This window comes from Saccharothrix longispora (assembly GCF_030852425.1).
GTDB lineage: Bacteria > Actinomycetota > Actinomycetes > Mycobacteriales > Pseudonocardiaceae > Actinosynnema > Actinosynnema longispora.
Genome location: NZ_NSDM01000002.1, coordinates 43,816 through 70,118 on the forward strand (window position 1 = coordinate 43,816; position 26,303 = coordinate 70,118).

General features: G+C 73.3%; 20 protein-coding genes. 6 read left to right on the top strand and 14 right to left on the bottom strand.

Annotation, left to right across the window (positions count from 1 at the left end):
- Nucleotides 1–3 precede the first annotated feature (3 nt).
- The 5 genes from CKY47_RS05825 to CKY47_RS05845 are packed head-to-tail and all read right to left on the bottom strand — an operon-like array spanning nucleotide 4 to nucleotide 9,035.
- Nucleotides 4–936: a PAS domain-containing protein gene (locus tag CKY47_RS05825; protein WP_306744602.1), complete on the bottom strand. Its 933-nt coding sequence runs from the start codon at nucleotides 934–936 to the stop codon at nucleotides 4–6.
- On the bottom strand, nucleotides 933–4,151 hold the full coding sequence (locus CKY47_RS05830; RefSeq protein WP_306744603.1) for a non-ribosomal peptide synthetase: 3,219 nt from the start codon (nucleotides 4,149–4,151) through the stop codon (nucleotides 933–935). The genes CKY47_RS05825 and CKY47_RS05830 overlap by 4 nt, the downstream gene beginning before the upstream one ends.
- Nucleotides 4,148–4,867, bottom strand: a complete 720-nt coding sequence (locus tag CKY47_RS05835) for a thioesterase II family protein (RefSeq protein WP_306744604.1) — start codon at nucleotides 4,865–4,867, stop codon at nucleotides 4,148–4,150. Before CKY47_RS05835 ends, CKY47_RS05830 begins: the two co-directional genes overlap by 4 nt.
- Complete coding sequence (locus CKY47_RS05840; protein WP_306744605.1) at nucleotides 4,864–6,075, bottom strand: condensation domain-containing protein; 1,212 nt, start codon at nucleotides 6,073–6,075, stop codon at nucleotides 4,864–4,866. The genes CKY47_RS05835 and CKY47_RS05840 overlap by 4 nt, the downstream gene beginning before the upstream one ends.
- Nucleotides 6,072–9,035 carry a non-ribosomal peptide synthetase gene (locus CKY47_RS05845; protein ID WP_306744606.1) on the bottom strand — a complete coding sequence of 988 codons (2,964 nt, stop codon included), beginning with the start codon at nucleotides 9,033–9,035 and terminating at the stop codon, nucleotides 6,072–6,074. The genes CKY47_RS05840 and CKY47_RS05845 overlap by 4 nt, the downstream gene beginning before the upstream one ends.
- A 426-nt stretch (nucleotides 9,036–9,461) precedes the next feature.
- On the opposite strand from CKY47_RS05845, the gene CKY47_RS05850 reads away from it, so the two are divergent.
- The 4 genes from CKY47_RS05850 to CKY47_RS05865 are packed head-to-tail and all read left to right on the top strand — an operon-like array spanning nucleotide 9,462 to nucleotide 13,871.
- On the top strand, nucleotides 9,462–10,379 hold the full coding sequence (locus tag CKY47_RS05850) for a cysteine peptidase family C39 domain-containing protein (RefSeq protein WP_306744607.1): 918 nt from the start codon (nucleotides 9,462–9,464) through the stop codon (nucleotides 10,377–10,379).
- A complete protein-coding gene (locus CKY47_RS05855; RefSeq protein WP_306744608.1) occupies nucleotides 10,376–12,211 on the top strand; it encodes an HAD-IIIC family phosphatase in 1,836 nt (611 codons plus the stop codon). Before CKY47_RS05850 ends, CKY47_RS05855 begins: the two co-directional genes overlap by 4 nt.
- The gene (locus CKY47_RS05860; RefSeq protein WP_306744609.1) at nucleotides 12,208–12,429 is read left to right on the top strand and encodes an acyl carrier protein; all 222 of its coding nucleotides are present in this window, start codon (nucleotides 12,208–12,210) and stop codon (nucleotides 12,427–12,429) included. The genes CKY47_RS05855 and CKY47_RS05860 overlap by 4 nt, the downstream gene beginning before the upstream one ends.
- A complete protein-coding gene (locus CKY47_RS05865) occupies nucleotides 12,426–13,871 on the top strand; it encodes an SDR family NAD(P)-dependent oxidoreductase (RefSeq protein WP_306744610.1) in 1,446 nt (481 codons plus the stop codon). Before CKY47_RS05860 ends, CKY47_RS05865 begins: the two co-directional genes overlap by 4 nt.
- Here CKY47_RS05865 and CKY47_RS05870 read toward each other — a convergent pair.
- From CKY47_RS05870 to CKY47_RS05910, 9 genes are all read right to left on the bottom strand, one after another.
- Complete coding sequence (locus tag CKY47_RS05870) at nucleotides 13,817–14,089, bottom strand: phosphopantetheine-binding protein (protein WP_306744611.1); 273 nt, start codon at nucleotides 14,087–14,089, stop codon at nucleotides 13,817–13,819. The two genes, CKY47_RS05865 and CKY47_RS05870, sit on opposite strands and share 55 nt — an antisense overlap.
- Before the next feature lie 198 nt (nucleotides 14,090–14,287).
- A complete protein-coding gene (locus CKY47_RS05875) occupies nucleotides 14,288–15,100 on the bottom strand; it encodes an urease accessory protein UreD (RefSeq protein WP_306744612.1) in 813 nt (270 codons plus the stop codon).
- Nucleotides 15,097–15,753, bottom strand: coding sequence for an urease accessory protein UreG (gene ureG, locus CKY47_RS05880; RefSeq protein ID WP_371320627.1), 657 nt, complete (start codon nucleotides 15,751–15,753; stop codon nucleotides 15,097–15,099). Before ureG ends, CKY47_RS05875 begins: the two co-directional genes overlap by 4 nt.
- Nucleotides 15,754–15,838: 85 nt before the next feature.
- On the bottom strand, nucleotides 15,839–16,555 hold the full coding sequence (locus CKY47_RS05885) for an urease accessory protein UreF (RefSeq protein WP_306744614.1): 717 nt from the start codon (nucleotides 16,553–16,555) through the stop codon (nucleotides 15,839–15,841).
- On the bottom strand, nucleotides 16,555–18,291 hold the full coding sequence (locus CKY47_RS05890; RefSeq protein ID WP_306744615.1) for an urease subunit alpha: 1,737 nt from the start codon (nucleotides 18,289–18,291) through the stop codon (nucleotides 16,555–16,557). The genes CKY47_RS05885 and CKY47_RS05890 overlap by 1 nt, the downstream gene beginning before the upstream one ends.
- Complete coding sequence (locus CKY47_RS05895; protein ID WP_306744616.1) at nucleotides 18,288–18,680, bottom strand: urease subunit beta; 393 nt, start codon at nucleotides 18,678–18,680, stop codon at nucleotides 18,288–18,290. The genes CKY47_RS05890 and CKY47_RS05895 overlap by 4 nt, the downstream gene beginning before the upstream one ends.
- Before the next feature lie 14 nt (nucleotides 18,681–18,694).
- Nucleotides 18,695–18,997: an urease subunit gamma gene (locus CKY47_RS05900; RefSeq protein WP_306744617.1), complete on the bottom strand. Its 303-nt coding sequence runs from the start codon at nucleotides 18,995–18,997 to the stop codon at nucleotides 18,695–18,697.
- A 968-nt stretch (nucleotides 18,998–19,965) separates the two neighbouring features.
- Nucleotides 19,966–20,451, bottom strand: coding sequence for a MarR family winged helix-turn-helix transcriptional regulator (locus CKY47_RS05905; RefSeq protein ID WP_306744618.1), 486 nt, complete (start codon nucleotides 20,449–20,451; stop codon nucleotides 19,966–19,968).
- A gap of 93 nt (nucleotides 20,452–20,544) precedes the next feature.
- The gene (locus CKY47_RS05910) at nucleotides 20,545–21,708 is read right to left on the bottom strand and encodes an FAD-dependent monooxygenase (RefSeq protein WP_306744619.1); all 1,164 of its coding nucleotides are present in this window, start codon (nucleotides 21,706–21,708) and stop codon (nucleotides 20,545–20,547) included.
- Between the two features lie 241 nt (nucleotides 21,709–21,949).
- Here CKY47_RS05910 and CKY47_RS05915 point away from each other — a divergent pair, with 241 nt between their 5' ends.
- Both CKY47_RS05915 and CKY47_RS05920 read left to right on the top strand, forming a co-directional pair.
- Nucleotides 21,950–23,905: a chorismate-binding protein gene (locus CKY47_RS05915; protein ID WP_306744620.1), complete on the top strand. Its 1,956-nt coding sequence runs from the start codon at nucleotides 21,950–21,952 to the stop codon at nucleotides 23,903–23,905.
- 580 nt (nucleotides 23,906–24,485) lie between these two features.
- Nucleotides 24,486–26,294, top strand: coding sequence for a non-ribosomal peptide synthetase (locus CKY47_RS05920; protein ID WP_306744621.1), 1,809 nt, complete (start codon nucleotides 24,486–24,488; stop codon nucleotides 26,292–26,294).
- Nucleotides 26,295–26,303: the final 9 nt, after the last annotated feature.

The following is a 26,303-nucleotide window of genomic DNA, read 5'->3' on the forward strand; positions in this document are numbered from 1 at the left end:
CGCTCAGTCGTTGCGTGGCCAGCCGAAACCGCTCGGAACGGTGAGCTCGGCGTCCGGGTCGTGGTCGGAGAACAGGAAGCAGCGGGTGTTCTCGAACCGGCCGTCCTTGAGCCGCAGACCGGAGTAGATGATCACCGGCTCCGACTCGCCGTCCTTGCGCAGCAGCCGTGCCCGGAAGTTGATCACCGGTTCGCCCTCGACCAGCCTGCGCAGCAGGTCCTCGACGATCGCCTTGTTCGAGTGGATCTTGCGGACGTGGTGGCCGACGTACTCGTCGCGGTGGTCCTGGTAGCCCAGCAGTTCCAGTTCCATCCGGTTGGCCCGGAGGATGAGGCCGTTGAACCCGACGAAGTGCACCCCGGCGGGCGCGCCCTCGAAGAAGTCCTCCAGCTCCTCCAGCCGGGCCTGCTTCTCCTCCTGGCCGAGACCGGCGAGCACGTCGTCCGCGTCGTGGTTGACCAGCTGGGCGCCCCAGACGAAGGCGTCCTCGTTGGTCCCCGGCGCGCCGTGCACCTCCAGGTGCGGGTTCACGCTGGGCAGCTGCGAGATCAGCCGCCGGCGCACGAACCACCGGGTCGCCACCCACTCGCCGGCGACGAACCGCCCGGACACGTCGATCAGCACGTCGCACGTCGAGCCGTCCGCGGTGCGCAGGGCCGCTTCGACGTTGTTCAGCCGGGCACCGCCGGCGACCCGGTCCCGCAGCGACCCGGCCAGGTCGGGGTCGGCGAAGAAGTCGGCGAAGTTCCGGCCGACGAACTCCTCCCGCCGGTCCAGCGCGCCCACGATCTGCAGCATCGCGATGTTGGCGGACCGCACCGTGCCGTCGCTGTCGGTGATCTGCAGCCCCAGGGGGGCGTTGACGAAGAAGTCCTCCAACTGCTGGAGCACGGCCGGCTCCTCGTTCGTCGTGGCCTGCTCGATACCTGGACTCACGGTGTCTCCTCGTCGTCGGTGTCGGTGACGTCCCGCGGCGCGTGCTCCACTGCTGCGGCCAGCGCGCGGACGGTGCGGAGCTCGAAGAATCGCTGGAACGGGATCTCGACGCCGAGCGAATCCCGCACCCGCCCCAGCACGCGCATGGCGAGCAGGGAGTGCCCGCCCAACGCGAAGAAGTCGTCGGACAGCCCGATGTGGCCGAGACCGAGCAGTTCGCTCCAGATGGCCGCGACCTCCCGTTGCGCGGGGGTGACCGGCGGTGCGGCGGGCACAGGCGACGGATCGGCCTCCTCCTGGGCCAGTGCCCTCCGGTCCACCTTGCCGCTCGGCGTCAGCGGCAGGTCGGCGACGACGCGGATCGTCGACGGGACCTGGTGGGCGGGCAGTGACAGCCGCAGGAAGTCCAGCAGCAGTTCGGGTGTCGGTTCCGTCCCCGGCTCGGGTACCGCGGCGCACACCAGCCGGGCACCGCCCGCCGAGTCGACCGGGACGACCGCCGCCCGTGCGACCTGCGGGTGGGACCGCACGGCCCGCTCGACCTCCGCCAGACCGACGCGGAATCCGCGGACCTTCACGACCCCGCTGTTCCGCCCGAGGAGTTCGAGGGTGCCGTCGGGCCGGTAGCGGCCCCGGTCGCCGGTGTCGTACAGCAGGCGGCGCGACCCCGCCGGGGCGAACGGGTCCGGCCGGAAGCGGTCGTCCGGGTCGAGGTAGCCGTCCGCGGGTGCGGCGCCCCCGACGTGGACGGAGCCGGGCAGCCCGGCCGGAACCGGCCGCAGCGAAGGATCCAGCACGTACACCGAGGTGTTCGCGATGGGCCTGCCCAGCGGCACGGTCGCCGCGTCGCCCAGCTCCGCGGTGTCGAACCAGGTGCAGTCCGCCGCGACCTCGGTGGACCCGTACAGGTTCCACAGCGTCGCGCCCGGGACCTGGCGGTGGAAGCGGGAGACGAGGTCCACGGGGAGTTCCTCGCCGCTGCTGATCCAGTGGCGCAGCCGGGGCAGGCGGTCGCCGAGGTCGGGGAACGCCTCCAGGAGCGCGTGCAGCAGTGACGGGACCAGGGTCATCCGGGTGACGCGGTGCGCGTCGAGGCTCCGCACCAGGGTGGGGGCGTCGCGCACCACCTCGTCGGGCAGCACCACCGTGGGGACGCCGCGCAGCAGCCCGCCGAACATCTCCGCCAGGGAGTCGACGAACCCGAGCGCCGTCTTGTGGACGCACACGTCGTCCGATTCGAACGGCCGTTCGTCCCACATCCACGCCAGGCGGTTGACCATGGCGGAGTGCACACCGCGCACGCCCTTGGGGCGGCCTGTGGAGCCCGACGTGTAGAGCACGTAGGCGAGGTCGTCGGGCGCGTCCGCCGCCGGCGGTGCGGTCGCGGACCACCCACCGAGGTCGATGTCGACTGCGATCGTCGGCAGGTCGGTGTCGGGCAGGTGGTCGCGGTCGTCGGTCGTGGTCAGCACGAGCCGGACGGGTGCGTTCTCCAGCGGCCACGCGAGGTGCGCGGTGGGGTAGGCGGGGTCCAGTGGCAGGTACGCGCCGCCGGCCTTCAGCACGGCCAGCACGCTGATCACCGACGCCACGGACCTCCGCTGGTGCACCGCGACGAGCGCCCCCGCCTCGATCCCCTCCTCCCGCAGCAGGTTCGCCAGCCGGTTGGCGCGCTCCTCGACGTCGCGGTAGGTCAGCGCGGTGCCCGATGCCGGCACGAGCGCGGGCGCGTCCGGGGTGCGGGCGGCCTGCTCGGCGAACAGTTCGTGCAGGCGGCGTGCCGGCACCTCCAGCGAACGGCCGCGGACGTGCGGCGGTGCCGCCGCGTCGGCGAGGGCCAGCCGCGACAGCGGCTCGTCCGGGGCGTCCAGGGCCGCCCCGACCAGGCTGCCCAGGTTGTCCGCGAACATCGCGGCGCCGCCCTCGGTGAACAGGTCCCGGTTGTACTCCCAGGCGCAGCGGTAGCCGTCGGACTCGCGCACGGACAGCGCCAGGTCGAACCGGGCCGTCTCCCGTTCGACGCGCAACGCGCTGACGTCGAGGCCGGGCAGCCGCCACGGCACCGGGTTGGCGTTCTGGTAGGTCAACACCACCTGCGCCACGGGGTCGCGCGCCGGGTCGCGGTCCGGGCGCAGGTGGGCCACCAGTTGGTCGAAGGGCAGGTCCTGGTGGGCGAACGCGTCCACGTAGCTCTCGTGGACCCGGCCCAGCAGTTCGCGGAACGAGGGGTCGCCGGACAGGTCCACCCGCAGCACCAGCGTGTTGATGAAGCAGCCGACGACCTTCTCCGACTCGGCTCGGTTGCGGTTGGCCACCACCGTGCCGATCGCCAGGTCGTCCTGTCCCGTGTACCGGTGGAGCAGCGCGAACAACGCCGTCATGAAGAACACGAACGGCGAGACGTCCTCCAGCCGGACGAATTCGTCCAGTCGTGCCGCCGACGCCCCGGTGAGCGCGAACCGCGTCCGGCCACCCCGGTGGCCGCGCCGGGCGGGGCGGGCCAGCTCGGCGGGCGGCGCGCTGACCGGCGGCAGGCCGTCCAGCCGTTCCCGCCAGTGGCGCACCAGGAGGTCGAGGGGTTCACCGGTCAGCCATTCCCGTTGCCAGCGGGCGAAGTCCCCGTACCGGATCGGTGGTGGAACGGGTTCGGGCCCGCCCCGGTAGGCGTCCGCGAGTTCGCCGGCGAGGATGCCGAGCGACCAGCCGTCGCCGACGATGTGGTGCAGGCACAGGACGAGCACGTGGAGGTCGGGGCCCGCGCGCAGCAGCCGCACGCGGAACAGCGGCCCTTCACCGAGGTCCATCGGTTGGGCGACGACCTCGGCCGCTCGCCGCGCCAGGTCGTCCTCGGCCGCATCCTCGACCGGCAGCCGTGCCGGCCGGAACGGTGTCACCCGGGCTACGGGCTCGCCGTCGACCACCGGGTACGCGGTGCGCAGCGCCTCGTGCCGCCGCACCAGGGTGTTCAGCGCGGCTTCCAGCGCGGTGACGTCGAGCTGCCCGCGCAGCCGCAGCACGACCGGCATGTGGTAGGCCCCGGAGTCCTGGTCGAGCCGGCCGAGCAGCCACAGCCTGTTCTCGGGGAAGGACAACGGCCGGTCGCCGTCGTCCGCGCGGGCGCGCAGGGGCGGTAGTCCCCGCTGCCGCGCGTGCACCGCCCGCACGGCGTCGAAGAACCGGGCTCCCCGGCACTCCCGCTGGTCTGCCGCGTTCACCGCCCCACGCTCCCCTCTGGTCGGCGCACCACTGATTCGAGGGTCCGCCACAGCCGGGGCCAGTCCTCGGTGAAGTAGAGGTGCCCACCCGGCAGCTCGATCAGCTCGAACGACGAGGTGGTCCAGTCGGCCCACCGCGCGCACAGCCCGGCGGGCACCGCGTCGTCGTCCACCCCGCGCAGGGCGGTGATCGGGAAGGGCAGCGCCCGGACGACATCCGCGCGATACCCGGAGAACAGCGCCACATCCGCGCGGAGCGCGGGAAGCAGCAATTCCCGCAGCTGGGGCACCGACCACGCGTCCGCCCCGGTTCCCGCTCCCCGCCGGACCCAGGCGATCAGCCCGTCGTCGTCCAGGTCCGCCAGGTGGTCGGGCCGACGGGACGCCGGGTCGGCCGCGCCGCCCACGACGAGCCGGCTCGGCAGCGGACCCGCGGCGGCCAGCAGCTCCCGCGCGGTCTCGAACGCCAGCAACGCGCCGAAACTGTGCCCGTACAAGGCGAACGGCTCTCCGCCGGCCAGGTCGAGCACCTGCCCGGCGCACCGGCGCGCGGCCTCCGCCATCGAGCCGGAGTGCGGCTCGGTGAACAGTTCCTCCCGGCCCGGCAGCTGGACCGGCACCACGCGCAGGACGTCCGACTCGTAGTCCCGCCACGGCCGGTACAGCCCCGCGCCGGCGCCCGCGTGCGGCAGGCACATCAGCCTCGTCCGCGTCATGGCCGCCCCAGTCCGTCGAGCCGGTCGGAGAACGCGGTGGACAGCGCGTCGAGCCGGCTCGCCCAGCCGGCCCGTTCGGGCGCCTGGAACACGCCGTGCCAGCGCTCGTCGTCCCGCACCTCCAGCAGCACCTCGGCGTAGCCGCCGCGAGGGCTGACCGGTCGTGACCGCAGCCGGGCGGGACCGGCGTCGTGGTCCACCCGCGGCCAGCTCTGGTAGAGCAGCGTGGCCTGGTAGAGCGGCATCCTGCGGCGGTTGCCCGGCGCGCAGGCCGCGACGATGTCCTCGATCGGCAGCTCGCTGTGGGTGAGGGCGTCCACCGCGGCCTCCCAGGCGCGGGCGAGCCCGCCGTCGCGGCCGGCGCCGACGATCCGGATCGGCAACATGTTGATCATGCAGCCGATCTCGTGGTCGGCACCGGGCGGCCGGTCGGCGAACACCGTGCCCACGCAGAAGTCGTCGGCGCCGCCGACCTCGCCCAGCGCGGACGCGAACGCCCACAGCGCCAGGGTGAACACCGAGATCCCCGCTTCCCTGGCGTACGCGCGCAACCGCCCGGCTTCCCCGGCCGGCCGGCTCCACTCGTGCTCGACCACGGTTCCGCGGGTCAACTCGCGCAAGGTCGTCGACGCACCCAGGTCGGGCAGCTCCGGCACGCCGTCCAGCCGGGCCCGCCAGTGCCGTTCCAGCACGGCCCGGCGCGGCGCGGCGATCACCGGCTCCGGACGGCGGCCCGACACGCCCAGGTCGGCGCGGCCGGTGTCGAGCGCTTGGCGGTAGGCCGCGGCGAGGTCCTTGGTGAACACCTGACCGGACAGGCCGTCGAACACGATGTGGTGCACCACGACGAACAGGTCGCCGCCGCGCACGCCGGCCCGGATCAACGAACCCCCGGCCAGGTCGAGCGGGACGGCGGTCAACACCCGCGACACGTCGGCGAGTCCGACGTCCGGCGGCAGGAGCACCAGCTCCGGGCCGCCCGGGTCCGCGTGCACCTCGCGGACCAACGCCGTGCCGCGCAGCGCGAACCCGGTGCGCAGCGCCTCGTGCCGGGCGCGCACCGCGCGCAGCGCCTCGGCGAGCGCGACCTCGTCGACCAGGCCGTCGATCTCGATGTGCAGCAGCACCGACCGGGTGCCGGCGCCGATCTGCTCGGCGAACCAGAACCTGCGCTCACAGGTCGACGCGGGTTCGGTGCGCGGGCTCACGAGTCGACCTCCTCGATCGTCTTCACCAGGTCGGACAGCGTCGAGTACCGGAACACGTCCCGCAGCGTCACCTTCGGGTGCCCGGCGTCGTGCAGCGCGGTCAGGACCCGGACCGCCAGCAGCGAGTTGCCGCCGATCCGGAAGAAGTTGTCCCCCCGCCGCACGTCGAGGCCGAGCACCTGCCGCCAGATCCGCGCCACGGTGGACTCCACGCCGGTGAACGGCTCCTCGTCCGGCTCCGGCACCGCCACCGGCACGAGCGCGTCCACGTCCAGCTTCCCGTTGGGGGTCAACGGGAACTCGGCGACCGACGTGATCGTCGACGGCAGCATGTGGGCGGGGAGCCCGCGTTCCAGGTGCGCCCTGAGCTCCTCCGTCGGCGTCCCGCCGTCGAGCACCACGTAGGCGTCGAGCCGGGGCGGGGAACCGGTGGCGACGACGGCCACCGCCCGCACGCGCGGGTGCCCGGCCAGCACGGCGCGGACCTCGCCGGGCTCGACGCGGTGGCCGCGGATCTTCACCTGGTCGTCGATCCGGCCGAGGACCTCCAGTTCACCGTCGGGCCGGTAGCGCCCCAGGTCGCCGCTGCGGTAGCGGGTGCCGCCGGGGAACCGCAGGGCGGTCAGCTCCGGCCGGTTGAGGTAGCCGGCGGTCACGCCCGAGCCGGCGACGTGGATCTCGCCGGCGACGCCGACCGGGACCGGGTGCCCGGCGGTGTCGCGCACGTGCAGTTCCCACCCCGCGAGCGGCCTGCCCACCGAGCGCTCGGACCGGGTGGTGTCGGCCGCGGTCACGTCCCGCAGGGTGCAGTGGACCGTCGTCTCGGTGATCCCGTACATGTTGACCACGCGGCCGGGTTCCGGCCGGTGGTCGAACCAGGGCCGCAGCGAGGTCGTGTCCAGGGGTTCGCCGGCGCAGACCAGCAGCCGGACCGCGAGCCGGGACAGCCCGCTCCCGGCCGAGCCCGACAGCACCGCCAGCGCGGACGGCGTCTGGCTGAGCACGGTGACGCGGTGGCGCACGAGCGTCCGGTGGAACTCGGCCGGGTCCCGCGAGGTCCACCGCGGCACGACGACCAGCCGTCCGCCGGTCAGCAGGCAACCCCAGACCTCCCACACCGAGAAGTCGAAGGCGAAGGAGTGGAACCAGCTCCACACGTCGGACGCGCCGAGCCCGAACTCGCCGGACGTCGCGCCGACCAGGCTGACCACGTTGCCGTGGGTGGCCACCACGCCCTTCGGCTCGCCGGTCGAACCCGACGTGTGGATGACGTAGGCCGGGTCCCCCGGTGACACCGGGACCGGCGGACGTCCGGCGGCTTCCGCCGCCACGTCCACCGCGCGCAGCCCGTTCGGCGCCGTCGCGCGGTCGGTGACCACCACCCGGACCCCGGCGTCGGCCGCTGTGAAGGCCAGCCGTCGGGCCGGGTACGACGGTTCGAGCGGCACGTAGGCCGCCCCGGCTTTCAGCACGGCGAGCAGCGCGACGACCAGCCCCGACGAGCGCTCCAGGCACACTCCCACGCGGTCCCCGCCGACGACGCCGGCCTCCGCCAGTGCTCCGGCCAGGAGGGTCGACCGTTCGTCGAGCTCGCGGTAGGTCACGTCGCCGTCCACGTCGCTCACCGCGACCCGCTCGCCGGAACGGGCCGCCTGCCTGGCGAACAGCGAGGTGACCGTGTCCACCACCGGGGCGACCGGCGCGCCGCGCCCCAGGGCGAGCACCGCGTCCCGTTCCGCGGCCCCCAGCGTGGGCACGCCGGCCAGCGGGCGGTCGGGGTCCCGGGCGAACTCGGTGAGCACGGTCCGAACCTGCCCGGCGAACCGCTCGACGGCGGCCGGGCCGAACACCGCCTGGCGGAAGACCAGGACGCCCTGCATGGAGCCGTCCGCGCGGTCCTTGACGTAGCAGGTCATGGGGAACGTCGCGGCTCCCGGGCCCGGTGCGGGCACCGGCTCGCAGCGGGTCGGGCCGGCGCTCAGCGTCGGCAGGTCGGCCTTGGGCACGACGACGACCCGCGGGCCGGCGCCACCGTCCTCGCCGAGGACGAGTGGCAGCGGGAAGTGCGACCGCCGGTAGGCGCGCAGACCGGAATCGTGCGTCCGACGCAGGTGCCCGCCCACCGTGAGGTCCCCCGCGGCTTCGACCGGGACCAGGACGGTGTTGCCGAAGTAGCCGATCGACGCGGCGAACCGGGGTGAGCGGCCGTTGACGGTCACACCGACCACCGGCGCGGTGGTGCCGCAGTTCCGGGAGAGCACCAGCCCCACGGCGGCCAGGCACGTGGCGTACCAGCTCGCGCCCGCCGCCGCCGCGACCGACCGCACGCCGCCCCACGTCACCGGGTCCAGCGTGAACTCGACCCGCCCGGCTCCCACGCCGTCGTGGGCGGGCATCCCCCACGACAGGTCGAGGGCCGTCGTGGCGGCACGCAGCTCCGCGCGCAGGTCGGCGAGGCCCGCCGCGTCGCGGGCGGCGCGTTCGTGCCGGTTCGCGGACCACTCGCCGAACCGTCCGGGCTCGGGTGGCACGCCGTCGACCAGGAGCCACCGCGCGACGAGTTCGACGGACGGCTCGTCCACCACCAGGTGGTGCGCGCCGATGACCAGGTCCGCGCTCCGCGCCGAGTACCGCAGCAGCACCAGCCGCACCAGCGGTCCGCGGTCCAGGTCGTACGGCCCGGCCACGGCGTCGTGCGGAGTCCGGCACCCGCCGGGCCGGTCCCGGACCTCCAACGCCACCGGCCGGTCCGACGCGACGAGGCGGAACCCGTCCCGTCCGGTGACGACGCGCGAGGCGAGCAAGGGGTGCAGGCGGACGAGCTCCTCGACCCGCTCGGCGAGCCTCGCGTCATCGCGGGAACCGGTCACCCGGTACACCGCGGACACGGTGTAGCCCACCGGGTCCGCCGCCGCGGTGTCCGCGAGGTAAATACCTTCCTGACCGGGTGAAAATCGCACGCCGAATGACACGCACAGCCCCCGTGATCCACTACACCAGCCGGAAGAAACCGGCACCCGATCCTGCGATCGAACCCGTCGAATACCCGGACGAACCCGTCGAAAGAATTGCGCACATCCACCTCGACCGAGGTGGAAGATCCCCCGCCACACCGGTCACGGCGGTCGCGACCCTGCCGAGATCACCGGCAGAACCCGTTGACCTGCTTCGAACATAGCGGCGAGGTGTGACTTGTCAAGCCGCGCACCGACGCCGGGTCCGCCGAGCCGGCTTGTTTACAGCCCGACACCCCCTGTGGTACCTGTGGAATGGGCCTCGGACGAATTGATCAGGGGCGCCCGGGGGGAATGATGCCTTTTCGGATACCGGATTCACCGGGCAGGGTCCGCGCCCGACCGCCCGCGACGCACTCCGCTTGGGCGGAGTTGCGCGCGTACGGCGACGTGTTCACCTGCTACAGCGCGGCCGTCGCGGCCGCCTTGGCGGTCACCGGACCCGACTGGCGCGACGCGATCGACCCGCACCTGACGCTCACCCTGACCGACGAGCCGGACGACCTGTTCGGGTTCGTGCACTTCGCGCCGGACTTCGGGGCACGGGCGCGCCTGACCCGTGCGGGCGCGGACTCGGCCGACGAGGCGGTCGGCCGGATCGCCGCCGCGCTCGGTCGCGGCGAACCGGTGGTGGTCGCGGGCGACACCCGGTGGCTGCCCTGGCAGGTCGGCCACGGAGGGGACCCCGCACCGCACTGGTTCACCGTGGTGGCCCACGACGAGGGCGTGGAGGTGCTGGACGCGTTGGCGATGCGCAACGCCCGCGGTGAGCAGCGTCCCGTTCGGACGGTCGTCGACGACCTGCACGGGCTGCTGCTCTCGGTTCCGGTGCACGACCCGGTGATCGCGCTGCGCGAGCGGTACGCGCTCGGTGACGACGCCGGCCCGATCACCCACCCGTACAGGTGGATCGAGAGCGGGGAGCGGCCCGCCGGCCCCGCGCCGAGCGGGTCCCGCGGGCCGGCCGCGCTGCGCAGGCTGGCCCGGCACTTCCGCGACCACGCCACCGACCCGGACGCCTACCGCCAGGTGGACGACCTGTGGAGCGTCGGACGTCACCGCGCGTTCGCCGTGCGGCGGTGGACCGAACGCGCCGACAGCCGTCCCGCCGAGCGGGACCGGGTGCGGCGCCACGGCGACGACCTGCGACGGCTCTGGGCGCAGGTCCCGCCCAGGGCGATGTACGCGGCGACGACCGGCGGCGCGGGCGCGGGCGCGTTGTCCGACCTGCTCGACGAGTTGGCCGACCTGGAGTCGGCGGCCGGTTCCGGGGAAGGCGTGGCGACTTGACCGACGTCGAGCTGTCCGAGCGCGTCCGCGCGCTGGTCGCCGAGGGCGGTTTCGCCGAGGCGTGGGCGTCGCTGCGCCCCGCGTTGCGGCGCGACGGCGGCTACGGGCTCTTCCGGCGGGCCGTGCGGCTGCTCGCCACCGCCGCCGGCCGGGACTGGACTCCCGCGTACCGCCGCGAGACCCGGCTCGCCCTGCTCAGCACGTTCGAGACCGCCGAGCTCGGCGAGCTGCTGCCGGTGGCGTGTGCGATCCACGGCCTGCGGGTGGAGGTGCACGTGCCGCCGTTCGGCCAGGTGGAACAGTGCCTGCTGGAGCCGGCCGGGCTCGTGGCCTTCGCGCCGACGCACGTCCTGCTCGCCCCTAGCACGCAGGACCTGGGCCTGTCGGACCTGGTGGAGGAGCCCGAGGCGGTCGTGGACGCGGTCGTGGCGCGGTGGACGGGCGCGTGGCGGCTGGTGGCGGAACTGGGCGCGCGGCCCGTCCAGCTGCTGTTCGCCGTGCCGGACGGCGACGTCCTCGGCAACCTCGCTTCGACGGTGCCGCGGTCGCGGACGACCGTGGTGCGCGAGGTCAACCGCCGGCTGGCCGCCGCCGCGAGCCGGAGCCACGTGCTCGTCGTGGACGTCGACCGGATCGCGTCCGACCTGGGCAAGCGGACCTGGTTCGACCACCGGGTCTGGTACGCCACCAGGCAACCCGCCGGGTACGAGGGCCTGGCCGCGACCGCGCGGGAGATCGGCGCCGTGCTCGCCGCCGACGCGGGCCTGGGCTGCAAGTGCCTCGTGCTCGACCTGGACGGTTCGCTGTGGGGCGGGGTGGTCGGCGAGCTCGGCTGGGACGGTGTCGACATCGGTCCGGGCAGTGCCCGGGGTGAGGCGTTCCGGGCGTTCCAGGAGTTCCTCGCCGGCCTCCGCGACACGGGCGTCGTACTGGCCGTCAGCTCCAAGAACGACGGGGCGGCCGCGCGGGAGCCGTTCGAGCGCAACCCCCACATGCGGTTGCGACTCGACGACTTCGCGGCGTTCGTCGCCGACTGGCGGCCGAAATCCGAGCAGGTGCGGGACATCGTCGAGGCGCTGGGCGCGTCACCGGAGGACGTCGTGCTGCTGGACGACAACCCGGCGGAGTGCCTGGAAGTGCGCCAACGCCTGCCCGAGGTAGGCGCGGTGGTGCTGGACGGCCCCGTCGCGGACTTCCCCCGGCTCGTCGCCTCGTCGGTCCTGCTCGAACCGGTGTCCCGGACCGAGGAGGACACCGGCCGCGCCGCGTCCTACACCGCCCGCGGCCAGGCCGAACGGCTGCGTGGTGAAGCGGCGTCCCTGCCGGAGTTCTGGCGCTCGCTGGAGATGACCGCGCGGGTGCGGCCGGTGACCGAGCGGACCGTCGAGCGGGCCGCGCAGCTCAGCCGGAAGACCAACCAGTTCAACCTGACGCTGCGCCGCCGCTCCCCCGCCGAGATCGACGCGCTGCGCCGCGCCCCGGACTGGACCTGCCTGACCATCGGCCTGGCCGACCGGTTCGCCGACCACGGCATCGTCGGACTCTGCCTGGCCGGCCCGGTGTCGGGCGGCGAACTGCCCATCGACACCCTGGTGCTCAGCTGTCGCGTGATCGGCCGCACGGCCGAGCACCACCTGCTGGCCGCCCTGTCCCGGCGCGCCGCCGACGCCGGGGTCCGCCGCCTGCGCGGCCACTACCGCCCAGGACCGCGCAACGCGCTGGTCGCCGACCTCTACGACCGGCTCGGCTTCCAGCGCGACGACGACGGCTGGTTCCTCGACCTCGCCGGGACACCGCCCATCGACAGCCCCTACATCCGGGAGCAACCATGACCGCCCGACTCCAGGAGATCCTGATGGACCTGCTGGACCTCGACCACGAGCCGGCCGACACCGACGGGCGGCACACGATCGAGGACTGGAACTCGTTGGCACACGTGCGGATCGTGCACGCCTTGGAGTCCGAGTTCGACGTCCGCTTCCCCGACTGGGTGCTCACCGCGGACCGGGTCACGGTCGCCGAGTTGGCCGAGCTGATCCAGCCGGCGTGACCGGCACCGTCCGGTTCACCGACGCGGACGTCGCCGCGTTCGCCGACGCCTCCCACGACCGCAACCCCCTGCACGTCGACCCCGTGTTCGCCCGCTCGACGCCGTTCGGCCGGACGGTCGTGCACGGGGCACTGGCCGGGATCACCGCACTGCACCGGCTCGACCCGGACGTCCGCGGAACGCGCCTGCTCTTCCAGGAACCGGTGTTCACCGGCGAGCCCTACGCGGTCGTCCACGACGGCCGCCGGGTATTCCTGCGCGGACGAGGTCGAGTGGTGCTCAAGGCCGTGCCGCGCACCGGCACGCTGAGCCGTCCGCCGGCCGCGACGTCGACCACGCCCCTCCACGACCCGACCACCCGCACCCGGCCACGGGAACACGCGGAGATCACTCCGGGCATGGAGTTCACCGGCGGGTACGAACCCCGCTGGGACGGCTTGGCCGCTCTCACCGGGGGGTCGACCACTCCCGCGCACCTCGCGCTCGCCTTCGGCAGCTACGCGAGCGGCATGGTGTTACCGGGCAGGGACGGGGTCCTCGCCGAGATCGACCTCCGCCTCCACGCACGACCATCGCCGCACCGGCCCCTCGACTACCGGTTGCTGGTGGAGGACCACGACCCGCGAAGCCGCATCACCACCTGCTCGGCCGTCCTCACCTCCGGCGGGACACCGGTCGCCGAGCTCCGGCTGTGCTCCTTCGCCGGCCGCCGCGTCGAAGGGCCCACGCTCGACCGCGTCGCGCGGTTCCTGCCGCCGGGTTCCGGCATGACCGGCAAGACCGTCCTCGTCGTGGGGTGCAGCCGGGGTTTCGGCGCGGCCCTGACACTGGCACTGCTCAGCCAGGGCGCGGTCGTGCACGGCACCTACGCGAGTTCGCGCCCGGCCGCCGACGCCGCCGGGCCGCACGCCGATCGGCTGCGCCTGCACCACGCCGACGCCACCGACCCGACAGCCATGGCGAAGGTGCTGGGATCGATCACCGACGACCTGACCGGCGTCGTCCTCAACGCCACTCCACCGCTGCGCCCGATCACCCTGTCACCCGAAGCGGCAGCCGAAGCCAGGCACCACGCCGACCAGGCCATCGCCGCCGCCATGGTGCCCTTGAGCTGCGCACTGCCCAAGCTGGACCGAACCGACCACTGGGCCCTGTTCGTCTCGACCGAAGCCGTCACCGCACCGCCCGCGCACTGGCCCCACTACATCACGGCGAAAGCGGCCATCGAGGGCCTCGCGTCCTGGCTGGCCCACAACCACCCCGAGGTGGGCACGGCCGTGCTGCGCCTCCCGCCGATGCGCACCGAGCTGACCAACACCCCCACTGGCCACCTGAACGCCCGGGCACCCGAGGAGCTGGCCGCCGCCGTGGTGGGACGACTGCTCCGTCAGGACTGGCCGAGCACACCCTGGTCGTTCCCCGCCGAAGCCACGATCCGCTGAACCGCCGAGCAATCGGCGGCCTCCATCACGTCCAGGTAGTCCACTTCGCGGCCGTACTCCTCGAACACCCGAACGGCGAACACCGTGGCCTTGAAGGAATCCCCGCCATTGGCCGTGAAACCGACGTCGAACCGGGCTCGTGCGCCAAGCACTTCCAGCCACAGCGCGCGCACCCCGTCGACCGGACTCCCCATGGCATCCCCCTCTGTCCCGGTCATCGTCGGACGAGTCCGATCCAACCAGGAACGTGACGCCGAGGGCCAGCTCCGCCGGCTCGTCCGGTCGGGCTGCTGTGCCGACCCGCGTTCCGGCACGACAGGTCGGAGGAACCGTTCGACGAGGTGGAGGTGGACGAGTCCCGCTTGACCGGTCGCCGGTGAACGGACCACCCCGGTGCGGGTGGTCCGTGCGGAGGATCAGCCGGGGCCGGTGGCGTAGGCCGGTTCGCGGCCGACGTGCCCGGGGTCGGCGATCGCCTCCGGGTCGCGTGCCGGACGCCCGGGGCGTGTGGCGCTGTCGAGGAGGCGGTAGGCGGCGATGGTGTCCTCGGCCAGGACGGTGGCGAGTGAGCCGCCGCGCGGCAGGGGCACGAGCGACCACCAGTCGCCGACGACCGGTTCGGGCGGGCCGGGGTCGCCGACGAGCAGTTCGGTGGCGATGACGCGGTGACCGGCCAGGTGCGCGGGACAGGCGTCGAGGTCGGGATCACCGAGGTCGAGGCCTTGGCACAGCAGGGGGGCGCCGTCCCGGCGCACGTGGGTGCCGCCGCGGAACCGGCCGGGTCGTTCGCCGCTGCGACCGAGGACGACGACCTCGCGGCAGCGCAGCCGGGCGTCGGCGGCGAGGTCCGCGCGCAGCTCGGCGTGGTGGTCGGCTCCGGCGGCGACGATGGTCGGCTCGGTCAGGTACTCCAACCGGCCGCCGTCGGCGACCTGGAAGGTCACCGACGTGCGGCTGGGGCCGGGGTGCCGGCCGGGCAGCGCGAGGGTCGCGCCGATCGCGCGCAGGCTCAGCGCCGCGCCCGGCCCGACCTCGACGGTGACCTCCAGGACATCGCCGCCCAGCGGGGCGGCGGCGGACCCGACCAGGTGTACCAGGGCGGTGTCGGGATCGTCGTGTCGGGCGGCGGGGCACGGCATCAGCGTGAGCGGCGAGACCGACCGCAGGTCGCGGATGACGCTGCGGCCGGTGCGGTCCCGTTCCACCACCAGTCGGGCGGTGGCTTTCACGCCGTGCCCGAGAGCTGCGCGACGTCCTCGCGCGCCGGGTGGTCGTCGCGCAGCAGGGCGCGGACCCAGGCGGCCACGTCCGGGGCGTCGGGGGTGCGCACCAGGGACTGGGTGATCACCGGGAGTTCGTGGCGGCGCATGCGGTGGGCGTCGGAGACCATGACCTCCATGTCGGCGCCGACGTGCTCGGCGAGGTCGGTCTTGTTGATGACCAGCAGGTCGGCGGTGGTGACACCGGGGCCGCCCTTGCGGGGCACCTTGTCGCCGCCGGCGACGTCCACGACGAAGACCTGCCGGTCGACCAGGCCCCGGCTGAACACGGCGGTGAGGTTGTCGCCGCCGCTCTCGACGATCACCAGGTCCAGCGCGGGGAAGCGTTCTTCGAGGCGTTCGACGGCGTCGAGGTTGGCGGTGATGTCGTCGCGGATCGCGGTGTGGGGGCACGCGCCGGTCTGCACGGCCTCGATGCGCGCGGGGTCGAGCACGCCGGCGCGGCGCAGGAAGTCGGCGTCCTCGGTGGTGTAGATGTCGTTGGTCACCACCGCGAGTTCGAGTTCGCCACCCAGGGCGCGGCACAGCGCGGCGGTCAGGGCGGTCTTGCCGCTGCCGACCGGGCCGCCGATGCCGATGCGGAAAGCCCGCCCCGCCGCCATCGGCGGGGTGTGGGGGTCGGGTTCGGTGGCGGTGGGGTCGAAGTCGACCGGGTGGGTGTGGCCGTGGCCGTGTCCGGTCCTGTGGTCAGCTGGCAAAGAGACGCACCTCCAGGCGGTGGGTTCGGTCGTGGGTCTCGGCGAAGAGGTCGAGGGCGGGTGCGCTGGGCGCGGGCAGGTCTCGCGGCGGCACGTCGCACATTCCGGCGGCGGTCGCGGCGATGCGCCCCATCGGCGCGGACAGGTCGGCGACGACGGCGTTGGCCCGGAAGGGGTCCAGGCCGAGCAGGCGGACGCAGGCGGACGCCGGTCCGCTGACCGACAGGTAGGCGGCGGCGAGCGCCGAGTCGCGGGGGGACGCGCCGGCGATCCCGGCCAGCGCGCCCAGCACGATCGGGTGGTGCGGGCGGGGTGTGGCCGCCAGCAGGTCGTCGAGCGCCGGCGAGGGCCAGGCGAGGCGTCCGGCGCGCGCCGTGCCGCGTCCCTGGGCACGGGATGCCGCGCGTTGCGCGGGTGACGGGGTGCGGGCGTCGAGTTCGGCGTCCAGCTCCCGCCACCGGTCACGGTCGGGTCGTTCCCGGGCGGCGTGGGTGGCCGCGGCGGCGAAGGCGGCGGCCAGTGCGCCGGCGGTGCGGAGCCTGCCGCGCAGGAACGAGGCAAGGCTCGGCACGTCGGTGACCAGGCCGCGGGCGACCGCTTCCTCCACCCCGCCGGAGTGGGCGTGCCCGCCGCCGGGGAAGCGGGAGTCCACCAGGCACAGCACGGCTGCCGTTCCCGCGGCGTCCGCGAGTTCGTCGGGACGCATCAGAACAGGAAGTAGCGCTGTGTCATGGGCAACTCGGCCACCGGGTCGGGTTCGACCAGGTCGCCGTTGATGTAGACGGCGAAGTTGTCCGGCCGCACGACGACCTCGGGGCATTCGTCGTTGAGCACCATGCTGTCCTTGAACCGGCGGCGGGTGTTGCGCACCGCCTCCATCGGGGTGGCCGTCTTCAGCTGGGCTTGCAGGTCGGCGTCCATCGCCTCCGGGGAGACGAAGTGCACGCTGCTCTCGGCGGCGACCTTCGGCGCGGCCCCGTACATCGGGCGCGACCACACCGGTTGCGGTGTGGGGATCGACGCGCTCGGATCGCCCATCTGCGCCCAGGCGATGACGCCGCCCTTGAACACCAGCTGCGGGCGCACCCCGAAGTACTTCGGGTCCCACAGCACCAGGTCGGCCAGCTTGCCCACCTCGACCGAGCCGACCACGTGGTCGATGCCGTGCGCGATCGCGGGGTTGATCGTGTACTTGGCGACGTACCGGCGTGCCCGCATGTTGTCGTTGTCCGCGTCCTGGTCCTGGCGGGACCTGCCGCGCTTGGCCTTCATCACGTGCGCGGTCTGCCAGGTGCGCAGTGCGACCTCGCCGATCCTGCCCATGGCCAGCGCGTCGGAGCTGATCATCGAGATGGCGCCCATGTCCTGCAACACGTCCTCGGCGGCGATCGTGCTGGGCCGGATGCGGCTGCTCGCGAACGCCAGGTCCTCCGGGATCGACCGGTTGAGGTGGTGGGCCACCATCAACATGTCCAGGTGCTCGTCGAAGGTGTTCACGGTGTGCGGCCGGGTCGGGTTGGTCGAGGAGGGCAGCACGTTGGGGTGGGCCACGACGCGCAGGATGTCCGGCGCGTGCCCGCCACCGGCGCCCTCGGCGTGGTAGGCGTTGACCGAGCGGTCCCCGACGGCCTTCAGGGTGGACTCCAGGAACCCCGCTTCGTTGAGGGTGTCGGTGTGGATGGCGATCTGCACACCGCTCTTCTCCGCCACGCTCAGCACCAGGTCCAGTGCGGCGGGCGTCGCGCCCCAGTCCTCGTGGATCTTGAACCCGCCGGCGCCGGCGCGCAGCTGCTCCCACAGCGCGGCGGGGTGCGCGGTGCTGCCCTTCCCCGTCTGCAGGACGTTCACCGGCAGGCCGTCCATGGCGCGGAACATCCGGGCCAGGTTCCACGGACCGGGGGTGACGGTGGTGGCCTTGCTGCCGTCGGCCGGGCCGGTGCCGCCGCCGATCAGGGTGGTCAGGCCACCGGCCAGGGCGACGTCCACGATCTGCGGGCAGACGAAGTGGACGTGGCAGTCGACGCCGCCGGCGGTGAGTATCCTGCCGTTTCCGGCGACGACCTCGGTCCCGGGACCGATGATCAGCTCCGGGTCGACGTCGTCCATGACGTCGGGGTTGCCGGCCTTGCCGATGCCGACGACCCTCCCGTCCCGCACGCCGACGTCGGCCTTGACCACGCCCCAGTGGTCGAGCACCACGACACCCGTGATCACCAGGTCCGGCGCGCCCTCCGCGCGGGTGGCCCGCGACTGGCCCATCGACTCGCGGATGACCTTGCCGCCGCCGAAGACCACCTCGTCGCCGGAGCCCCGCGGCCCCATCGACCGGTCCTCGGTGACCTCGATCAGGAGGTTCGTGTCGGCGAGCCGGATCTTGTCCCCGACCGTGGGGCCCAGCAGTTCGGCGTAGCGGCGGCGCTTGATCTCCGTCTCGTGGTTCACGAGGTCCTTCCGCTCGGTTCGTCGGACCCCGTCGACGGGTCCGGTTTGGCCGACTCCGGATCACCCGGCTCCGACCCCCGCTCGTCCAGCGTGCCCGCGTACTCCCACCGCAGCCCGGGAACCACGCGGTTCCCCCCGATCGGCACGAGCGGGACCTCACGTGGCACGCCCGGCTCGAACCGCACCGCCGTGCCCGCCGGTATGTCCAACCGCAGACCCCACGCGGCCTCGCGGTCGAAGTCGAGTTCGGGGTTGACCGCGGCGAAGTGGTAGTGCGAACCCACCTGCACCGGGCGGTCGGCCTTGTTGCGCACCACCAGGTGCGTGCGCGGCCGACCGGGGTTGAGCGGCACCGGGTCGTCGGCCGGGATGATCTCGCCTGGACGCACGCGCGCCTCCGCTGCTAGGGGATCGGGTCGTGCACGGTCACCAGCTTCGTGCCGTCCGGGAACGTCGCCTCGACCTGCACCATCTCCACCATGTCCGGCACGCCGTCGAGGACCTGGTCCCGGCGCACCACGCGCCGTCCCGACGCGGCCAGCTCGACCACCGCCTGCCCCGCCCGCGCGCCTTCCAGCACGTGCGAGGTGATCAGCGCGACGACTTCCGGCTGGTTCAACCGCAGACCGCTCTCCAGACGCCGCCGCGCCACGTCGGCGGCGACGTGGACGAGCAGCTTGTCCCGCTCCTGAGGTGACAGATGCACAGGACCGAAGCTAGCCACGCGCCATCCCGGAGCACACCGGTGACACCCGATGGAGCCCCGATTCACCCGCCCGCACCCGACCTGGGTGGTGCGCGTAGGAGCGCGACCCTCCACGTCACCTGAACGAGGTTCCGACACGGAGTGGAAGTGTTGCCGCACAACACCGAATTGTGCGGAGTCGGGTTCGGCGCCACGCCGTCTCCGGTGTGGCCGTCGCCGTGGGACAGGTTCGATCCGGCGGTCACCGCGTCGTGGTCCTCGCGGGCCGCGGATGAGCGGTGCGGGGCCGGCAGGTCGTCGGCCAGGACCACGTCGATCCGGACGTCGAGGTCCCGCCCCGGACGTGGGTGAGGATCGCGGCGAACTCGCGGACCCGCCGGCGAGGGCGGGATGCGGTCGGTTCCGGCTCTGCCCCGTGCGAGGTGGCGGACCAGCAGGTTGACGCTGCCGTGGTAGCCCGGGGCGCGGATCGGTCACGCTGCGGCGGTGGGCGGAGGGTGCCGCACCTGCTCGGCGGAGGCGACGCGGGCGTCGCGCGTGACGGTGTCGCGCGCGGTGCCCGGACACCGCGCGCGTTCCGGCAGCCCGACGCCTCGGCGGGGCAGGCCGTGGACGCGGCGTGCCGCTGCGGGGTCCGTTCCACCGGTCGCCGGTCCGGATCGCGTCCGGGGCGCCCCGGCGGACGGCTTCGGCGCAGGTGGCCGACCGTCCCGACGCACCACCCCATCCCGGGGGCTCCCGCAGCCAGGCGGTCGGGTCGTGGCCTCGCGGTCGGGCGGCACGTCGACCCGGTGATGGTGATCGCGTCGATCAGCACGGTCGCGTAGCGGCGACCGCGCCGCAGGGCGACATCGTCGACCCCGAGCACCTCCACCGCCCCGACCGGCCTGGCGGGCCCGCTCGGACAGCAGTGGCTCCCGCCAGGTCCACCGGGCGTCGGTGACGCCGGCGGGATGGCGAGCCGTCCGTCAGGCGTCCCTCTCCAACGGGGCCTGCGCGTGCTCGTACAGGGCGTCCGCCACCTTCTTGCACAACTCCGCGAAGATGCTGCGCTCACCCGGGGTGAGGACGGAGTTGCTCACCGCCGCGACTTCGCGGCGGCTGTCGGCCGCGCGGGTGAGGAACTCGTGGCCGGCCGGTGTCAGGGTGGTGGTCAGCTCCCGGCGGTCCGCGCCGCCCGCGACCTGGGCCACCAGCTCCCGGTCCTTCAGGAAGCGCAGGGCCTTGGACAGGCTCTGCCGGGACACGCCGAGTGCCTCGCTGAGCTGGGAGGGGGTCATCCGACCCCGGAGGCGCAGGTTCTCCAGCACGTCGTACTGCTGCCAGGTGACGTGCTCCGGGTTGGTCCTCGTGCGCCTCGCGACCAGGACGCACTGGAGGTGGGTCAGCGCGTCCTCCAGCTCGTCGGGCACCTCCGGTGCGGAAGTCTGGCCGGGCTCACTCACGGTGGTCATGGGCGCCTCGCAATGCTCCGCTGCCGACACCTTCCGGGTCGCGACAAAACGGTTGCCTCCGGGAAATATGTTAACACGCCCGGAGTGCTGTGATCAGGCCGTCGAGGCGAGCGTGCGGGAGAACCAGTTCCGCACGCGCTCGACGTGAGCCCGGTCGAGCAGGGGCAGGTCGCGGTGGCTGATGCGGCCGCTGCGGGTCAGCAGGCGGACGGTGAACTCGTCCAGGGGGAGGCCGACGTGCTCCTCCACGCGTTCGAACCACTCCCGGCTGATCTCCGCCACCCGCTGCATCCGCTCGACGGCCGGTTTCCGCTCCGCCTCGTAGGCCGCCAGGGCGTCGGGCAGGTCGCGGTGCTCGGTCAGCGAGATCGCCAGCGCGACCGCGTCCTCCATCGCGAGCTTGGTGCCGGAGCCGATGGAGAAGTGCGCGGTGTGCGCGGCGTCGCCCAGGAGCACCACGTTGCCGTCGCTCCAGCGGTCGTTGCGCACCGAGGTGAACCGCCCCCAGCGCGAACCGGTGCAGATCAGGCGGTGGTCCCCGAGGAGGTCGGGGTCGCCGTCGAACAGCCCGGCGACAGCGCGGGCGGTCTCCGCCGGCGAGCGGTCGGGCACCTCCAGGCCGGAGTCGCGCAGCACCCGGTCGGTGGTCTCCACGATGAAGGTGCTGCGCCCCGGCGCGTAGGGGTAGGCGTGCACCTGCACGGGCCCGTGCGGCGTCTCGACGACGGCGAAGGTGAGCGCGTCGAACACCCGGTCCGTGCCCATCCACAGGTAGCGCGAACCGCGGGGTTCCAGGTGCGCGCCGAACGCCTCCGCGCGGGCGGAGCGGACCGCCGAGCCGACGCCCTCCGCGGCGACGACGAGGTCGAACTCCGCGCGCAGTTCGGGCAGCGGTGGGGCGGACGTGGCGAAGCGGAGCACGACCCGACGGTCTTCGCAGCACTCGCGCAGCAGCCGCAGCAGCGCCTGGCGGCCCACGGCGGAGAACCGGTACCCGTCGTGGGACTTCGTGCGACCGCGGTAGCGCACGTCCACGGATTCCCAGCGGACGAACCGGTCGATGACCGCCTCGAACAGCTCGGGGTTCGCCGCCTGGACACCGCCCAGCGCGCCGTCGGAGAACACCACGCCGAAGCCGAAGGCGTCCTCGGCACCGCCGCGTTCCCACAGCACGACCTCGTGGCGGGGGTCGACCTGCTTGACCAGTGCGGCGAAGTACAGGCCGCCGGGCCCTCCACCGATCACCGCGATGCGCATCGTGACTCCTCCCAACCGTGCCGGCCGTCCACACCGGGGCGCGTCGGAGACGCAATCGTTTCCACCAGGAAACCACCGGTACGGACACGACCGCAAGTCGACCACGTCCAGGACTCAACCGCGCCACGACTTCCTTGCCTCCCAGCGGATGTGGTCAGCCGAGGTGCGAGCCTTGCGAAGGCGCGCTAACTTTGATTGCCGGAGAGAAACAGCACTGGATGACCTGGGGAGCGACACGAACATGGCGACGCTCCGCCCCGACGAGGTGGGCGAACTGCTGGCCGGGCTCGTCGACCCCCTGCGCTCCCCCGCGTTCGCGGTGCTGTGCCGCGACGCCGGCACGGCCGACGTGCTGGTCGGGACGACGACCACCGTCCCTTCGACCGCCGAGATCCCGATCGGTCGCGCCGGGTCGGTGGCGTTGCTGCCATTCCGCCAACTGGCCGAGCGCGGGCTGCCGTGCCGGGACGACGGCACGCCGCTGCGCGTGCTGGTGGCCGCCGAGCGCCACCTGGTGCCGCGGGCGGCGCTGGAGCGGTCGCTTCCACGGGGGGCCGCGGTCACCGGGGCCGACTTCGACGAGGAGGACGCGACCTACGCCGAGCGGGTGCGCCGCGTGGTGGCCGGACGACCGGAGGACGTGACCCACTGCCTGCTGCGGCGGGGTTTCACCGCGCGTCTGGAGCGGCCCGGTCCGGCCGCGGCACTGGCGCTGCTGGGCGGTCTGCTGCGCGGCGAGCGGGGCGCGTACTGGACGTTCGCGGTGCACGAGGGCGGGTCCGACGGCCTGGCGCTGGTCGGCGCACCCCCGCAGGGGCAGGTGCGGCTGGAAGGCGACGAGGTGGTGCTGCGCCCCACCTGCGGGACCCACCGCTACCCCGCGACCGGACCGACCGCCGAAGGCTTGACGGCGTTCCTCCGCGACGACAAGGAAATCGACGAACTCGCGGCCACCGTCGACGCGGAACTGGCCGCGCTGTGCGCACTGGAGCCGGGCGAGGTCGTGGTGGAGGGCCCGGTCCTGCTGCCGATGAGTCGCTTGGCGCACACCGGCTGCGTGGTGCGCGCCGGCGGTGTGCCCGACGCGCGGCGGGTGCTGGCGGGCACGATGTTCGCCGCCACCGCGATCGGCAACCCGATCGCGGGCGCGCTGCGGGTGGTCGCGGAGCACGAGCCGGGCGGCCGGGGCTACTACGGCGGCGCGGTGGCGCTGCTGGAGCCGGACGGGTCGTTGGACGCCGCCACCCTGATCCGGACCGCCGAGGTCGACGGGTCGGGTGTCGTGCGCGTGTCCGTGGGCGCCACGCTCGGGGACCACTCCTCCCCCACCGCGGAGGCCGCCGAGACCCGGGTCAAGGTCGACGCCCTGCTGTCGGCGCTGCGCGGTGGTGCGACGTCGGTCCACGACGAACCCGCCCGTGACGAACCGCCGCCCGCGTTGTGCGCGGAGCCGGTCCGGGAGGCACTGGCGGTGCGGCGCGACGCGATGGCCCCGCACTGGACCCGCCCCCCGGTGCCGGCGGCGGTCGACCGCGGTCGACTGCTCGTGGCGGACCTGGGCGACGACAGCGCGGCGACGCTCGCGCACCTGGCCCGCCGGTGCGGGTGGCGGCCGACGGTGCGCGCCGTCACCGCCCTCCGCGACACCGACTTGCGCGCGGCCGACCTCCACGACACCGCTCACCGCCCCGACGACCCGGACCTCACGAGTCCCCGGAGCGGCACGAGCCCTGCGCACGGCGCGGGCGGCAGGGCCCCCGATGGCCTCGGGGTCACCCGGCCCGCGGGCACCGTCCTGCTCGGCCCCGGACCGGGACACCCCGACGACCCCGGGTCCGAGGGCGTGCGGCGCTTCGTGCGCGAGGCGCTGCGCGCCGGGTGCGAGGTGCGCGGCGTGGAGCTGGGATTCCAGGTGCTGGCCCGGGTGCTGGGTCTCCCGGTGGTGCCGCGGCGGACTGCGGGCGGTCCGCGGGTGGTGGAGGTCTTCGGCGTCCGGAGCACTCTCGTGCTGCGCAACCGGTTCGCCGTGACCGGACCCGTGCCCGCCGGTGTGGAGACCTGGCTCGACGAGGCCACGGGCGAGGTGCTGGCACTGCGCGCCCCGCAGGTGGCGGGTGTGCAGTTCCGGCCCGAGGCGATCCTGGCCAAGGGCGGGGCGGACGTGCTCGACGCGCTGCTGCGCCCGCCCCCGGCCTGAACCGCCCGATCGCCGGCCAAACCTCCCGGCGGCCGATTCACCGAATTCTCGCAATGTGTTCGCGCTGAGTGTCCTCGACCGTCGCCGCGTCTGCGCCGGGTGGGCGTCACAGGACCGGCCAATGCTGTCGCATTGATAATTACTCTCCGCAATTGATTTCCATCTGGATACCTTCTCCTGTGTTACCCGTTCATGATCACACCTTGCGGCACCCCTCGGCGACGCTGGGCGCGTCCACCCTGCAGGCGATCACGGGCCACGACCACCTCCGACGGAAGATCCGGGCAGCTACCCACTGACCTCGGGATATATGCACGTCAAGGACAATCTGACCGCTTTTGACATCAACTTCCACCACGCGGTCGATGACAGTTCCCCCTATCGGCAGATCAGTTGATCACCTCATCGCGTGATCACCCGATCGCGTTGACACCTCAAGCTAGAAGTAGCAAACTGGTTTCCTGTCGACAATCAGCTGAGTACGTGCGGGCCGGTCATGTCGACCGGTCGCCACCAGTTCGAGACAGTCGGAATTTCACCTTGCCTCTGCCAGGAGGACCGTGACGTGCCGGAACGAGCAGTGCAAGACGCGCAAACCACGAACGGCGCACCCACCGCGGACCCGGCGGTGCTGACCTCCCTGTTCGACGGGGTGGTCCGCCGGTTCCCCGACCTGCCCGCCCTGGTCGAGGGCGACCGCATCACCAGCTACGCGGAGCTGGACCGCGCCTCCGACCGGGTGGCGGCGCGGCTGCGCGAGCGGTGGGGCATCGCACCGGGCGAACCGGTGGGAGTCCACATGGCCCGCCGCACCGAGCTGTACGCGGTGGTGCTGGGTGTCCTCAAGGCAGGCGCCTGCGTGACGCCGTTGAACCCGGAGCACCCCGCCCGCTTCGTCGACCGCGTGGTGGCCGAGTCCCGCATGCGGGTGGTGGTGCACGACCGTGACCTGGACTTCGGCCGGGTGCACACCGCCCCGGTCGCGGACCTGGTGGCCCACGACGGACACGAGCCCGGGAAGTCCGAAGTGGACCTGGACGGGGACAGCCCCGCTTTCCTGATGTTCACCTCCGGTTCCACCGGACGTCCCAAGGGCGTGCGGATCGCGCATCGCGGCCTGGCCCGCCTGGGCACCGGTCAGGGCCCGCTGGCCGTCACCGAGCGGGACACCCTGGTGCAACTGGCCGCCTACTCGTTCGCCGCGTCGACCATCGAGATCTGGCTGAGCTTCCTGCACGGCGCCAAACTGGTCGTGCTGCCCTCGGGCCTGCCGTCGCTGCCGGTGCTGCGCGACGCGGTCCTGCGACACGGCGTGACCGTGATGAGCATGCCCGGCGGCCTGTTCAACGTGCTGGTGGACGACGAGCCCGACGTGCTGGCGGGGTTGCGGGCGGTGCTGCTCAGCGGCGACTTCCCCTCCCCCGCCCACCTGGTCAAGGCCGCCGGGCTCACCGACGGAACCATCTACAACGGCTACGGCTGCACCGAGAACTCGACGATCTCCCTGCTCCACCCGATCCGCACCGCCGAGGACGTGACCCGGTACGACCGCGTGCCGGTGGGCAAGCCACTGCCCGGCGTGGTGGCGCGCGTGCTGGACGACGAGCTGAGGCCGTGCCCACCCGGGCGGGTGGGGCAGTTGTGCCTGGGCGGAACCGGGGTCGCCCTGGGCTACCTGGACCAGCCGGAGCTGACCGCCGAGAAGTTCGTCCCCGAACCGGACGGCTCGCTGCTGTACCGGACCGGCGACCTGGCCCGGTTGACCGCGGACGGCGAGGTGGTGCTGGTCGGCCGGGCCGACAGCATGGTGAAGGTCCGCGGCTACCGGGTCGAGCTGAGCGAGGTGGAGCTGGCGCTGCGCGCCCACCCCTCGGTGCACCAGGCCGTGGTCAAGGCGTTCGGCTCCGACACCGAGGAGAAGCGGCTCGTCGGCTTCTACTCCACCGTGGACGCGGTACCGCTGGCCGTGGAGGACCTCGTCGCCCACCTGTTGGACGAGGTGCCCCGGTATGCCCTGCCGTCCACCTTCCAACACTTGGACCGCTTGCCGCTCAACGTGAACGGCAAGATCGACCGCAGTGCGCTGGCCGATCCGTCGGCGCACCCCACCACACCGGAAGGCGATGACACCATGAGCGAATCCGCTGCCCTGTTGGAGCCGGTGATCCTCCAGGCGTGGAAGGACATCTCGGGCAACGACGAGTTCACCACCACCGACTCCTTCCTCGGCCACGGCGGCAACTCCCTGCACTTCGTCCAGCTCGCCAACCGGTTGCAGAAGATCTTCGCGATCGAGGTCGAGACCGAGGACGTGTTCCGCCACGGCAACGTGCAGCGCCTGGCCGCGTTCATCGACGAAGTCCGCGAGCAGCAGCCGGTCGCCCGCTAGCCCTCATCC